The 12,848-nt window shown below is 49.5% G+C and carries 12 protein-coding genes; 2 read left to right on the top strand and 10 right to left on the bottom strand.

All coding sequences use genetic code 11. The features are described from left to right. Nucleotides 1–25 precede the first annotated feature (25 nt). The 6 genes from AB6B37_RS08900 to AB6B37_RS08875 form a co-directional block, all read right to left on the bottom strand. On the bottom strand, nt 26–334 hold the full coding sequence (locus AB6B37_RS08900) for a hypothetical protein (protein ID WP_371395412.1): 309 nt from the start codon (nt 332–334) through the stop codon (nt 26–28). A gap of 163 nt (nt 335–497) precedes the next feature. After that, nucleotides 498–734: a hypothetical protein gene (locus AB6B37_RS08895; RefSeq protein WP_371395411.1), complete on the bottom strand. Its 237-nt coding sequence runs from the start codon at nt 732–734 to the stop codon at nt 498–500. Nucleotides 735–890: 156 nt separating this feature from the next. Next, complete coding sequence (locus tag AB6B37_RS08890; protein ID WP_371395410.1) at nt 891–3,002, bottom strand: peptidase domain-containing ABC transporter; 2,112 nt, start codon at nt 3,000–3,002, stop codon at nt 891–893. Then, a complete protein-coding gene (locus AB6B37_RS08885) occupies nt 3,002–4,240 on the bottom strand; it encodes an HlyD family secretion protein (protein ID WP_371395409.1) in 1,239 nt (412 codons plus the stop codon). The genes AB6B37_RS08890 and AB6B37_RS08885 overlap by 1 nt, the downstream gene beginning before the upstream one ends. 1,168 nt (nt 4,241–5,408) lie before the next feature. Continuing rightward, nucleotides 5,409–5,669, bottom strand: a complete 261-nt coding sequence (locus AB6B37_RS08880; RefSeq protein WP_371395408.1) for a hypothetical protein — start codon at nt 5,667–5,669, stop codon at nt 5,409–5,411. A gap of 208 nt (nt 5,670–5,877) precedes the next feature. Then, nucleotides 5,878–6,195, bottom strand: coding sequence for a hypothetical protein (locus AB6B37_RS08875; RefSeq protein ID WP_371395407.1), 318 nt, complete (start codon nt 6,193–6,195; stop codon nt 5,878–5,880). A 327-nt stretch (nt 6,196–6,522) separates the two neighbouring features. Here AB6B37_RS08875 and dnaG point away from each other — a divergent pair, with 327 nt between their 5' ends. After that, nucleotides 6,523–8,325, top strand: coding sequence for a DNA primase (gene dnaG / locus AB6B37_RS08870; RefSeq protein ID WP_371395406.1), 1,803 nt, complete (start codon nt 6,523–6,525; stop codon nt 8,323–8,325). 136 nt (nt 8,326–8,461) lie between these two features. Further along, entirely contained in the window at nt 8,462–10,594 is a 2,133-nt protein-coding gene (gene rpoD / locus AB6B37_RS08865; protein WP_371395405.1) for an RNA polymerase sigma factor RpoD, read from the top strand. A 207-nt stretch (nt 10,595–10,801) separates the two neighbouring features. On the opposite strand, the gene AB6B37_RS08860 is transcribed toward rpoD, so the two are convergent. The 4 genes from AB6B37_RS08860 to AB6B37_RS08845 all read right to left on the bottom strand — a co-directional run bounded on the left by AB6B37_RS08860 (nt 10,802) and on the right by AB6B37_RS08845 (nt 12,845). Beyond that, the gene (locus tag AB6B37_RS08860) at nt 10,802–11,239 is read right to left on the bottom strand and encodes a hypothetical protein (RefSeq protein ID WP_371395404.1); all 438 of its coding nucleotides are present in this window, start codon (nt 11,237–11,239) and stop codon (nt 10,802–10,804) included. 74 nt (nt 11,240–11,313) lie between these two features. Beyond that, entirely contained in the window at nt 11,314–11,769 is a 456-nt protein-coding gene (locus tag AB6B37_RS08855) for a DUF4440 domain-containing protein (RefSeq protein ID WP_371395403.1), read from the bottom strand. 3 nt (nt 11,770–11,772) lie between these two features. Continuing rightward, nucleotides 11,773–12,213 (bottom strand): VOC family protein, encoded by a 441-nt coding sequence (locus AB6B37_RS08850; protein WP_371395402.1) that lies wholly within the window; start codon nt 12,211–12,213, stop codon nt 11,773–11,775. After that, nucleotides 12,213–12,845 carry a glutathione S-transferase family protein gene (locus AB6B37_RS08845; RefSeq protein WP_371395401.1) on the bottom strand — a complete coding sequence of 211 codons (633 nt, stop codon included), beginning with the start codon at nt 12,843–12,845 and terminating at the stop codon, nt 12,213–12,215. The genes AB6B37_RS08850 and AB6B37_RS08845 overlap by 1 nt, the downstream gene beginning before the upstream one ends. Between the last annotated feature and the right edge of the window lie 3 nt (nt 12,846–12,848).

Genomic DNA, 12,848 nt, shown 5'->3' with positions numbered 1-12,848 from the left:
CTACGGGACAGCGTGATGATAGGGATTAGAGATGTGTGGGCGGCCCCCGGGGAGGCGGCGCGCGGGCTATGTGAGCCTTTGTCGGCGCAGCGTATGGGCGCGCCGTATAATCGGTGGGGGTGGCGATAATTAGGAGGGCGGGTGTATGCGGGATAAGCGGCACAACCGCCACATCATTCTGCCCACACACGACTCCTATAACACAGACCTGCCCATCATGCTCATGCGGCGCCTCATCATAACTTACGGCATGAGTAACAGACGTGCTCTGAACGATAAAGAACAGAGACGCCAGTGCAACAATCGCAAAACGATATAGGCGGGTTAATGTCATAAGGTAACATCTATGTGGGAAGGCGTGCGGGGTCAAGCGGGGATTGCTGCGCTGATATCACGAGGAAGGATTATGCATGAGAAAGCCCCCTGCGGATTAACGCAGAGGGCTAAAGTCATCGTCTCACATGTAATACTCAGATTACAAGCAAACAAGCAGCGCTTTAACGCGGTGTCCGACCATCTACACGCGTTGCGCCATGGGGCGCGTTACCGCCCGGGCCAGCAGGCCCGTTGCCAATTCCACTGATATGGAAAGATCCATTGGGCTGACCATTCAGCTCTGCACAAATCTCAGCCTGCTCGGCTGCGGATAGCGTATAAAATAATGGGCCGTGACTGTGTCCAAATGCACAACCGCCGCTAACCATTGTCGTTTCAATCTCGTTTAGTTCACGCATGAAGTCCTCCGTGTGTTGCGTTTAAAGTGCTGTTGGGTTGCTATTCTTTATTATTGGCTCAACCTCAATTAGCAAAAACAGCAGTACACATGCAGCCTTATGAGTCAATCGTGTAATTTAATACTAAACTTTAAAGTTTTGTATTTCGTGGAGGTTTCATTCAATAACAATTTTTTTATTCGCGCGGCGCAGGAATTCTTGGCGGTGGGCGACGATGATGCGGGTGATAGGGAGAGCGGCAATGACGTCAACAATGGTTTTTTCCGTTTTCGCATCAAGGTTGGCTGTACCTTCATCCAAAAGCAGGACTTGCGGATCTTTATACAAAGCCCGCGCTAGAAGGACGCGCTGTTTTTGACCGCCAGATAGGGCCGATCCCATATCGCCGATAAGGGACAGATAGCCCATAGGCATCGCCATAATTTCAGTATGTATCTGAGCCTTATGTGCGGCGCGGTAGACTTTTTGCATATCCATATCGGGCGAAAAAAAGGCGATATTATCTGCCAGCGTTCCTGATAAAAGTTGGTCATCTTGCATCACCACGCCAATTTTATCGCGCCATGCCGATCGGTTGGAGTCGTTAAGCGCATGCCCATCGATTAAAATTTCTCCCTCTGTTGGGGGGTAAAGCCCCAAGATGAGTTTCAGCAACGTTGTTTTCCCGCCGCCTGACGGTCCTGTAATGGCTATGAAATCACCCGATTCAATCGTCAGGTTCACACTGTCCAAAACGAGCGGATCAGATTTGGCATAACGGAAATGAAGGTCTTTGATATCGATGCGCGGTGGCGGGGCTTCGCCTATCTCTAATCCTTCAAGCGCAGTGCCGTCCAAATTTGGAGCAGGTTGCGATGATTGAAATTCACGCTCCGTATGGGCGATATCCGATATCCGCTCTAAATGTAGGCTAAGAAGACGAAATTCAATAAAGGTATTAAACAGCGATACAATACTAGTAGTAAAGCTTGTGCGGTACGCCATGAAGGCAAACAACATACCGACTGTGAACGCATTATCTCCAGAGATAATAAATTTAGCGCCGAAATAGACAATCAAAACGGTCTGAAGACCAGTGATTAATCCCTGCAGCGTCTTAAGAATAAGATTGTATTTGCCGTAGGCGACGCTGTCATTAATGTAGTCGGCAAATAGATTGCGCCATGACGACATTCGCTGATTTTGCGCCGCGAAAAGTTTTAGAGGAATAAAGGCACGTATACTCTCTATTTTATGGGTATTTTCTTTGGCTTCGCTAACAATCATTTTTTCCTGACTGCGGCGCAGTATGGGATAAAACGCAATTGTGACAAGCAGAAGCAGCGCAACGGATGTTAGCACGATAAAGCCTAAAACGGGGCTGTAGATAAAAATAACTACGCCCGTAATAATCGCCATAAACCCATCGATTAAGGCCGCCACAACGCTTTGTGTTAGGGCTTTTTGGATGGGCGCGGTAGACCCCATTCGCGAGAGGATATCACCAATGTGCCGCTTTTCAAAAAACTGAACAGGCAAGTTTATAAGGTGATTGAAGACATTGCCCACCATTTGAAATGACATCTGATGGCCATAATATAATATCGTCCATTCCCGCATCAGGCTTGTGACTTGCTGCACGACTGTTAGCGCCGCAAAACCTAGCGCTAGGACAAGCAGTAGCGATTTGTCGAATTTGACCACAACTTCGTCGACGACTAATTGCAAATAAAACGGCATCGCCAGCGCAATGAATTGCAGTACCAGCGATAGAACAACTAACTGAATAATCGCCCGCTTTAGGCCAACTAAGCGCCTCCAGAGCTCGGAAAGATGCATTTTGCGCTTGGCCGTTTGTTTCTCAAAACCCGGCACGGGCGAGAGCTCCAGCGCCACGCCTGTGAAATGATCTGACACCTCGCTTAATAGCATCACTTTCACGCCCGTTGCCGGATCATGAATGTGGACCATATCGCCTTTGACTTTTTTAAGGACAACAAAGTGGTTTAAATTCCAATGCAAGATGGCAGGGCTTTGCAGCTTCGCTAGATCACCAAGTTCCAGCCGTAGCGCGCGTGTGCCAAAATTCATTTGCGCCGCAAAATCAGAAATTGATGCCAGAGACGCGCCATTGGACGAGATTGAAAATTTTTGGCGCATGCCATTTAAATCAACATCGTGGCCATGATATTTCGCCGTCATGGTCAAGCACGCAAGGCCGCATTCTGTGGCCTCTGTTTGCATAATAACGGGGAGCGTCTTTCGCCCTGAAAAATTAAGTGTCGCCATTACTGCATGGCCCCAATAAGGGGCTCAAACGCCCATTCCCAAATTTTGCGCTTCTCTAGAACAATATCTGCCGACAATATCATGCCCGATTGCAGCGGGTAATCCTCGCCATTTTTCGTTATGACTTGTTTATCCAAATGAACAGAGGCAAGAAACACGGCTTCGCCCAATTGCGGGGCTGTCGGTATGTCGGATGTTTTAATAACAGTTTTGGATATTTCTGTAATGCGGCCTTCGTAAACACCGAATTTTTGGTAGGGAAAGGCCTCATATAAAAGGCGCACAGTCTGGCCCGGCTTGATGAAGCCTGCTGCCCGTGTCGGCACGAAAATCTCCGCTTGAAGCGTGCCGCCCTGTGGCAGTATGGTCAAAGACGGATTTTGCAGCGACACGTTTTGTCCGGCCCGTGCAGTGACAGATGCGATCTTGCCGGCGACTGGGGCATAGATAACAGTTTTCCCCTGCGCGGAAGTGCGTATCATATTTTGCTCTAGCGCGTTTAGGCGGCTCTTTAGGCCGTTTTCCTCGTCCTCTTGTTCATGCGGGAGCAAGGCTATCTGCGCGGTTATATCATTGATATCAGCTGTAATCCGTTCGCGGGCATTTATCAGGTTATTCAGGCTTTGTTTGGCCGCAAGATATCGGCTCTCTTGACTAGAAACCTCAAGGCCTGACGCCGCTTCACTTTCAAACAGATTTTGCATTTTAAGAAGTATAGTTTCTTCAATTTCTATCGCGCGCTTTTGCACTTCGATTTGCGCGTCCATGCGGGCGATTTCTGCATTCATGTCCTCAATGCGCGTTTTTAGACGTTTACTCGATACAGCGTAATGGGACGGGATCTCGGCCAAATGCTCTAATATATTGTCCTTCTCAACATTCATTTTAGCCATCAGCGCTGCAGACGGCACCGTGCCGTCGACTAGTCCCGCATCCGATGAAATTTGAAAAAGCGGCTGCCCTGCGCGTACATCATCGCCGATTGATACCAAAACACTATCATAACGCCCACCTTGCATGGGCACCACGCTGACTAATCCTTTATCGGATGTGATGACGCCAACGACGCGTTCTTTGCGCGTGTAATCGCCGACAGTGATAAGGATAATCAGCCCTGCGATAATGCTGGCCATAAGACCGGTGATGGTCCAAAAACTCAGCGGCGCAGACAGAAACACATCACCAAATTGGCGCTGCCCCTGTTTGTCTATCACTTCTTTGCGGAAAAGATCACTCATGGGATGTGTTTAGCGAATATTGGTGGGAATGGTAGGGGGAAAGTGGGTATGTGGAATTACTGTTTTCATCAAAAATGTCATGTTGAGTTTGCTGGCTTCTGGACTACATGGTATGATGTCACGTATGATAATTGAAATTTTACCTGGGCTAGCTACTATAATTTTAACTAAGAGAAAAAATAAAGCATTATAGCTGCAATGACCCCAGCTAATAATAATGTTAGGTTAAATGCTGTAGTTTGTTTTTCTTTATTCATATATCTACCTCGTAAGGTTTTTAGATGGCCGAGAATTCACACAGCACGCAATCGATTTTCAAGTAAAATGCCGCCAACAAAACCAGTAATCACAGATGGTATAGTTGAGAACCCTATAAATTTGTCTAACCCCAAGCAAACAGAGGCAAGCACCGCAATAAAAATGAATCTGACGAGATTGTTTTTAGTCATCTAATTATTCCTAAATCTGGGATGGCCAAATGGCCGTCGCAATAATTTCATTCTTTACCATAGAGGCTGATTGTGACAGCCACTTGTACTGAACCCAGCTTCAGAAGCTGCAGTCGGAGCATTTGAAGATGTTTGGGGAGTTGTTAGCCACTCACCCGCCGCATTGGCCGCATTACCAACGCCCTTAGGTATGGTTTCCCGATTGTGTAGAAAATCGTTAAAGGCTGATCCGCCTGATACGGCCTCATACACGCTGCCAAGAAAGCCTCTGATCGCGCCGCTAGTAGGCCAACACCGCCATTAACTTTATTTACTTCAATCGAATTTAACTCGCGCATATTTTTCTCCACTGCGTTAAATGGAGGCTGCATTACTACGCTTTCCTGTCGGTATTGATGAAATAGATAGTCCAAAAAGAACAATAACTTGCGCATATTATGAACGCTATTATGAGCGAGAGTTGTCCTGTTGCTAGCAAGGCTAATCCAATCAGCATTGGTAGGGCTAGATAACAAAATGTACCGAGACGCAATGTCCTTTCAAGCCTATTGTAGATTTTATCATTCTTAAGAAGAAAACTATCAATTGATTTCCACTCTTTGATGCATAGGGTTAAAAAACCAAAAGAGATTAAACATAACACGAAAGTTAACATATTACCCTCCTGTAGGTGCGCAGAAGCCAAACTAAGACGTTGACTTCTGCTTTATGTGGAGACTTTATAGTTTAGATTTTATTGCTTTTGCTGCCAGTCCTACGGCACGCCCGCCGACCGCTCCCAAGAGAGCTTTTCCAGCAATACCGAGAGCTTCGCCACCATCAATTTTCCCGTCGTCTGAAAGAGCATCGCTTGCGCCCTCAAGGGCGCCTCCAACAGCACCAACGATCGCCCAAACGATGCCGCCATTAACTTGATTTACTTCAATCGTACTTAATTCACGCATAATTTTCTCCATTGCGTTAGATGGAGGCTTCACCATGAAGACCTCCTGTTGGTTGTGATGCGTTTGCGGCTGCTTTCCATCGACGCATCGGTTTCAGACGAGTGTCTGGATTTTTGTCGGGTGACATTTGGGGCGCGAGGCCTCTTGTATCTATCCCGTCAAAACTTTATGTCGTTATTGCCTGTTGGCACTGTGACGGTGTGATACGGCTGCTAAATCGACACGCCGTCACAACTTCAACTGTTTAGAGGATGCCTTGTTTTTTCGCTTCTGCTTTAAGGCTCGGCTCTGGAATTTGTGTTAAAACGCTACGCTTTAGCTCACGCTCACAAGCTCTTTCAAATTCTTTGGCTTCGAGACTTTTCGCACTTGAATCGCATTTACGTGTTGCAAGGCGTTTAATCATATCGAGACGGTCTGATGCGGGAATGGTTGCGTCAAATTTTCGGGCGTCTAGCTTAACTTTCACGTCTTCAACTGTGCCCAGAGATGACGCGCTGGCGATTGTAGGAGCGGCGGCAATCGCGACAATAAATGATACTGATGTGAGTATAGTCTTCATGATATTCTCCTGTTGATGCTAGAGCAAATACACTCTGTCAAATGGTCGAAAATCTAGTCATATTTTAATTTGTGTATTTGTGTATTTGTGTATTTGTGTATTTGTATCTTCATTAAATTACATTGCATAATTGCAACCTCTATAAATGAGCATAAAAAATACTCGCGCGGAAATATTTTTTTCCTATGACCGCTATAACTTAAATTTATAGATGTATTACAAAAAATACACGAAAAAGAAATTCCGCCCCCACAAATCCCAATCCTGCCCCTCGCTTATCACTGCGTTCGCGCCTATGTTCTATTCATGCGTTTTGGTGAACATTTCATGGATGAGCTGAAGACCCGTGTCCGTGTGTCGGATGTGGTTGGTAAATCTGTGAAGTTAAAACGCCAGGGGCGTGAATATGCGGGGCTGTCGCCTTTTACCAATGAGAAGACGCCGAGCTTTTTCGTCAATGACGAGAAGGGGTTTTACCACTGCTTTAGCTCTGGCAAGCATGGCGACGCGATTAGTTTTTTGATGGAAGTTGAAAACCTGTCTTTCCCCGAAGCGGTCGAGCGTCTAGCGGGCATTGCAGGTATGGAGTTGCCCCAAGCCGACCCACAGGCCGAGGCGCGGGCAGCGCGCAACAAAGAAACCGTCAATTGGATAGAAGAGGCGCAAAGCTTTTTCGTGAAATCGCTTTACCGCGACATTGGGGCAGAGGCGCGAGACTACCTAAAAGGCCGCGGCCTGACCAAGACAGCCGCAGACCGTTTCGGTATCGGTTTCGCGCCAGATGATTTCACCGCGCTGCGCGATGAATTGGTGCAAAAGGGCGCGAGCGTCAAAATGCTCGTCGAGGCCGGGTTATGTATTGAACCAGAGGACAGTTCGCGCGAGCCGTGGGACCGCTTTCGGAACCGCATCATGTTTCCGATACGCGATCCGCGCGGGCGGTTGGTGGCCTTTGGCGGGCGCGCGATGGCGAAAGACGCCAAGGCGAAATACCTTAATTCGCCAGAGACGAATTTGTTTCACAAGGGCTCTGTGCTCTACCGCTATCCCGAAGCGCGCAAAGCGCTAGGTAATCCACAAAACCCGATGCGCGGCATGATTGTCGCCGAAGGTTATATGGACGTTATCGCGCTGGCCCGCGCGGGGTTTGAAGAAGCCGTTGCACCGCTAGGCACAGCGCTGACCGAAGATCAGCTTGATTTATTGTGGCGCGCAGGACCCGAGCCGATCCTGTGTTTTGATGGTGACAGGGCGGGGGCCAAAGCCGCTATGCGGTCTGTCGAACGGATACTGCCCAAGTTAAAGCCTGGGCAAACAGCGCGCTTTGCGATGCTACCCGAAGGCCAAGACCCAGATGATTTGATTGCCGCCAAAGGCGCGTCGGCTATGCGTGATGTGCTTGACCGGGCGATCCCACTTGTTGATATGCTCTGGGCGCGCGAAAAAGAGGCGGGGCCGCTCTCCACGCCAGAGGACAAGGCGGGTCTGAAAGACCGCATTTATAAGGCGTTGCGAGAGATTACCCATGACGGGGTAAGGGAGCAGTATAAGACCGAACTTCTGGCACGGTTTGATTCGGAATTTGGCTGGAAAGCGTCTCGCAAAGGTGGGGGCTATACCGCTCGCGGACGTGGCACGGCCAAAGCCAGCCCCGCGATGAAGCAAACCATGGCGCGTGACGCGATGAGTGAGGCGCGCGAAAGGCGCATTATGGGCGCGATTTTAGAGTGGCCATTACTGCTGGATACCGTCGATGAGACGTTTTTTTCGCTGCAATTCAGCTCAGAGCCCTGCCGTCAACTGCAAAACACCATTCAATCCTATTATAGTTCGACAATAGCTGTTGATAAACAGGGACTTCATGCCCATATAGAAGGTCTAGGATTGAAACAACATTTGACGAAATTCCTAATCGATCGCGCGCTGTGTATTGCCGCGATGGGCGGGGGGGATGCGACACTGAACGAACGACAGGCTATCTGGATGACAGAAGCCGCTGCCTTATCGGGCCCAGTTCAGGAAGAGCGCACAAATGGTGAGACACAGTCCCGGATTGTGGAGTCAATCCATGAGAATAATGCGGATGTCTTGCGGCGCCTGATGCGGGCGGCAAAAAACACCCGTCGGTGATAACAACGCCCTGACCGTTCGGCCTCGCTGCGCGGTTTTTTGTCCGTTCTGGCTATGCTAGGATTGGCAGGGTCATTTAAATTTGGGCTGCGGGCTTCCACACATTGGGGCAACGCGGCTTTGATTGGAGATATTCATGGCGAAAGCTGCCGCGAAGACGACGAAGTCCAAACCTACCCCGAAAACCAAAGCCACAGCCAAAAGCAAGGCGCCAGCCAAAAGCAAGGCAAAAGCTCCGACGAAGAGCAAAGCAAAAGCGAAAGAGGTCGTAGAGACTCCAGAGGTTGTCGCCGAGCCTGTGCCGACAACCAACGAGGCCGGGTTGCTTAATTTTGAAAGCATCGATGTTAAGCGCATGATTGCTGTGGCCAAAAAATCTGGCCTGCTGACCACCAAAGAGCTGAACAAGCATTTGGACATGAGCAAAATCACGCCTGATGCTATTGAGGTTACCTTCGCGCAGCTGTCCGATTTGGGCATTTCCGTCATTGACGAAAAAGAAGAAGAAACTATCGGGTCCAAAACACTCGCCCGCGCCGAGACGACGACCGTTAAAGGCGGTAATTCCAAAGAAGAACTCGACCGTACAGACGATCCCGTCCGCATGTATTTGCGCGAAATGGGCACAGTCGAGCTATTGTCTCGCGAGGGCGAGATTGCGATTGCCAAACGCATCGAGGCTGGCCGCGATACCATGATTAAAGGGCTGTGCGAGTCTGCGCTGACCTTTGAAGCGATCATGATTTGGCGTGAAGAGCTTGAAGAAGGCCGCATTCTGCTGCGTGATATTATCGACCTCGACACGACCTATAACCGCTCGATCGGTAACATTCAGGTTGACCGGTCCGGTGCTGCTGTGCGCCGCGAAAAGATTGAGAAAGGTGAGATTGAAGCGACAGAAGAGGACCTAAAACCGTCTGACGAGATTAAAGAGCCTACCAAAACCTATGCCGAGGGTGAAAAGCCCGTTGATGATGACGAGGACGAGGAAGAAGATAAAACCAATCTATCTATGGCCTCTATGGAAGCGGCGCTGCGTGACGATGTCATGGATACGCTCGACAGTATTTCCAAGGATTTTGCCCGTTTCCAAGACCTCCAGCAAATGCTGCTGCGCGCGCGCCTCTCTGGCAAGAAAATGCGCCGCCCACAGGCCGAAGAATATGACTCCATTCAGACGCGTATCATCGAAGAGATTAAATCGCTTCAGCTAAACAATGCGCGTATTGATGCGCTGATTGACCAGCTTTACGCGATTAATAAGCGCTTCATTAGCCTAGAGGGCCGCTTGATGCGCCTGGCCGATGGTAACGGCGTGCCGCGCCAAGAGTTTTTAGAAGCCTATTTGGGGGCAGAGCTTAACCCTAATTGGATGGAAGACCTCGCGGGGTCATCCGAAGCCTGGGACCGTTTCTTGAAACGCGAAGCGCGCTCGATTGAAAAAATCCGCGCCGAGATTGGTATGCTCGCCACGGAAACGGGTGTGCCCGTTGATGAGTTCCGCCGCATTGTCCAAACCGTGCAAAAAGGCGAGCGCGAAGCCCGCCAAGCCAAGAAAGAAATGGTCGAAGCGAACCTTCGCCTCGTCATTTCAATTGCCAAGAAATACACAAACCGTGGCCTGCAATTCCTCGACCTTATCCAAGAGGGTAACATCGGCCTTATGAAGGCGGTGGATAAATTTGAATATCGTCGGGGTTATAAATTCTCGACTTACGCGACGTGGTGGATCCGCCAAGCGATTACCCGCTCTATCGCTGACCAAGCGCGCACCATCCGTATTCCGGTGCATATGATTGAAACGATTAACAAAATCGTGCGCACATCACGTCAAATCTTGCACGAAATTGGCCGTGAACCCACGCCCGAGGAATTGGCGGCCAAGCTGTCTATGCCTCTCGAAAAAGTGCGCAAGGTGATGAAAATCGCCAAAGAGCCGATCTCGCTAGAAACGCCGATTGGTGACGAAGAAGACAGCCAACTCGGTGACTTCATCGAAGATAACAACGCAATCCTGCCGATTGATGCGGCCATTCAATCGAACCTGCGCGAAACAACAACGCGTGTCCTCGCGAGCCTCACACCGCGCGAAGAACGCGTCCTGCGTATGCGCTTTGGTATCGGCATGAACACCGACCACACGCTCGAGGAAGTCGGCCAACAGTTCTCTGTTACCCGCGAACGCATCCGCCAGATTGAAGCCAAAGCGCTTCGCAAGCTAAAGCATCCAAGCCGAAGCCGAAAACTGCGAAGTTTCTTGGATCAGTAGAGATGAAAAAACCCGCGCCGTGTCGCGGGTTTTTTGTTGGGGTGTTGTTTTATCGGGTTTGAGATTAGGCCCAAGACGTTGTTGAGTTAAATATTGTACGTGCACGGAATTGTTGCTGCAAACGCAAACATTACTAGCGGTTGGTATGCGGTGAGTATAGGACACACGAATTTCAGCTACTATAGAGCGAAAGCAGACATTTCCTAATTAATCATAGGGAGTGACAATAATTTCCATAATCTCTTCAACCTCGGAAAGCAGAATACACAATTTGTTAATACCTTCCACATCGATGGGTAGTTCTATTTGAGAAGCCCTAGCGCGTATTGATTCTAACTGCGGATCCGCAATTTCCACAGAAGTGAAATCATCCCAATCATAAGCACCCCCTGTACCTTCAATCATATCATGCAAGTATTCTGCGACCTCTGTTGCAGTCAATTTTGAGGGACCTCCAAAGAGTGCGAATGGAAGTGCTATCACCATGCCCATTATAACTATTGGAAAAAATAAAATATACCCGATAGCATTTCGGAGAAATGAGTTTTCCGGATCTATAAGTGCTCGGCGCATGCCAGAAGGTACTCTGTTATTTCGAAAATACAACAAAATCTCTAACGTCACTTTGCGAACAAGGTTGAACATTACCAGCGGCCGGTTTTGGGCGTTTTAAGCCGCCCATCTAACTCCCACACCCAGCGCCGTTACTGATCCCCGCGCTAACCAACACTCGTAAAATGTCCGTGGATGCACATCCATTTCCCGTTTTCGCGGACGAATATGCGGGTGGATTTGCCGGTGGAGGTGAAGCGTTCGCCGTTCATATAGCCGCTATCGGACCAGTAATAGATGACCCAGGCGGTGTCGCCGTTCACGTGGATTTGCGGTTGATGCATGAAGGTGCGGACGTTTTTAGCACGCGCGAGATAGTCGGTATAGCTGGCGCGTTCCAACGCTTTGCCTGATTGCAAATAGATATCGCCTTCGCCGAACAATGTGTAATCCTCATGGATATAATCAAGGTAGCCTTCGACGTCGTTATTTTCGACGGCTTTCCACATGGCGATAATATTGGCTTTGATTTGCGCGGCGTCCGCTGTTTCAGTGTCAGCGCTATGGGCGAGCGGGGCAACGCAAAGGGCCAGGGCGAGGAGTAAACTGCGCAGTATGGTCATAACTTAGCTCGCGAAAATTTGGGCGGGGTCTTTGAAGCTTTTAAATTCCAATGCATTGCCCGATGGGTCGAGGAAGAACATCGTCGCTTGTTCGCCGGTCTCGCCTTTAAAACGGATATAGGGCTCTATGACGAAATCCGTGCCGCGCGCGGTCAGCTTGTCGGCGAGCGCTTGCCACTCATTCCACGGCAGAACAGCGCCAAAATGGCGGACGGGCACGTCTTTGCCGTCGACTTTGTTTGTTGGTTCTGTATTCGCGCTAAAGCTCTCTGGTTTGACATGAAAGCTAACTTGGTGGCCAAAGAAATCAAAATCAATCCATGTGTCCGCCTCGCGGCCTTGTGTGCAGCCGAGGATGTCACGGTAAAATTCACGAGTCGTTTCCTTATCCCGCACGGGATAGGCAAGGTGGAAAACGGTTCGCGCGAAGAGCGGAGACGACATTAGCGCGGCCCGAACGCGTAATCGCCGCCTTTTTCAAGGGCGCGGAGATAGGCAGGGCGTTTGTGAATGGCGTCCACATAATCATTGCACGCCTCATAACCCGTTAGGCGGCCACGCGCGCGCGAGCCTTCCAGCGGGAAACTCATCATAAAATCCGCACCAGTGAGTGTATCGCCCGCGAAATATTTGCTGCGAATAAGTTGATATTCGCAATAATCCAGCGTCGCCTTAATCTCGCTCATAATGCGGGGTTGAAGCGGCGCAGCGGCATCGCCCAGCAGCCCCGTATAAAGCGCGAGCAGGAGTGGCAACATGGCGGTGCCTTCGGCGAAATGCATGAAATGCACATAATCGATGTAATCTTGCGTGCCGACTTCGGGGACGAAATCGTGTTTCTCGTCATATTTACGCAGCAGATATTCAACAATCGCCCCTGTTTCGGCGATCACGCGGTCGCCATCGGTGATGACGGGAGATTTACCCAGCGGGTGTACAGCCTTTAGTTCTGGCGGGGCGAGATTTGTGACAGGGTCGCGTTGATAGTGCTTAATCTCGTAAGGGACGTCCAGTTCTTCTAAGAGCCAGAGAATACGTTGCGAGCGCGAATTATTGAGGTGATGGACTGTTATCATGCC

Origin of the sequence: Fretibacter rubidus (assembly GCF_041429785.1) — a bacterium.
GTDB classification, from domain to species: Bacteria; Pseudomonadota; Alphaproteobacteria; order Caulobacterales; family Maricaulaceae; genus Fretibacter; species Fretibacter rubidus.
The sequence above is the reverse complement of the archived record's forward strand: the minus strand, read 5'-3'. Positions and strand labels throughout refer to the sequence as shown.

What these genes read in the sequence shown, in the direction of transcription:
- AB6B37_RS08875 (WP_371395407.1), bottom strand. Translation starts at nt 6,195, where the DNA reads ATGAAGACTATACTCACATCAGTATCATTTATTGTCGCGATTGCCGCC.
- AB6B37_RS08895 (WP_371395411.1), bottom strand. Translation starts at nt 734, where the DNA reads ATGCGTGAACTAAACGAGATTGAAACGACAATGGTTAGCGGCGGTTGT.
- AB6B37_RS08885 (WP_371395409.1), bottom strand. Translation starts at nt 4,240, where the DNA reads ATGAGTGATCTTTTCCGCAAAGAAGTGATAGACAAACAGGGGCAGCGC.
- dnaG (WP_371395406.1), top strand. Translation starts at nt 6,523, where the DNA reads ATGGATGAGCTGAAGACCCGTGTCCGTGTGTCGGATGTGGTTGGTAAA.
- AB6B37_RS08890 (WP_371395410.1), bottom strand. Translation starts at nt 3,002, where the DNA reads ATGGCGACACTTAATTTTTCAGGGCGAAAGACGCTCCCCGTTATTATG.
- AB6B37_RS08855 (WP_371395403.1), bottom strand. Translation starts at nt 11,769, where the DNA reads ATGACCATACTGCGCAGTTTACTCCTCGCCCTGGCCCTTTGCGTTGCC.
- AB6B37_RS08880 (WP_371395408.1), bottom strand. Translation starts at nt 5,669, where the DNA reads ATGGTGAAGCCTCCATCTAACGCAATGGAGAAAATTATGCGTGAATTA.
- AB6B37_RS08860 (WP_371395404.1), bottom strand. Translation starts at nt 11,239, where the DNA reads ATGTTCAACCTTGTTCGCAAAGTGACGTTAGAGATTTTGTTGTATTTT.
- AB6B37_RS08900 (WP_371395412.1), bottom strand. Translation starts at nt 334, where the DNA reads ATGACATTAACCCGCCTATATCGTTTTGCGATTGTTGCACTGGCGTCT.
- AB6B37_RS08850 (WP_371395402.1), bottom strand. Translation starts at nt 12,213, where the DNA reads ATGTCGTCTCCGCTCTTCGCGCGAACCGTTTTCCACCTTGCCTATCCC.
- rpoD (WP_371395405.1), top strand. Translation starts at nt 8,462, where the DNA reads ATGGCGAAAGCTGCCGCGAAGACGACGAAGTCCAAACCTACCCCGAAA.
- AB6B37_RS08845 (WP_371395401.1), bottom strand. Translation starts at nt 12,845, where the DNA reads ATGATAACAGTCCATCACCTCAATAATTCGCGCTCGCAACGTATTCTC.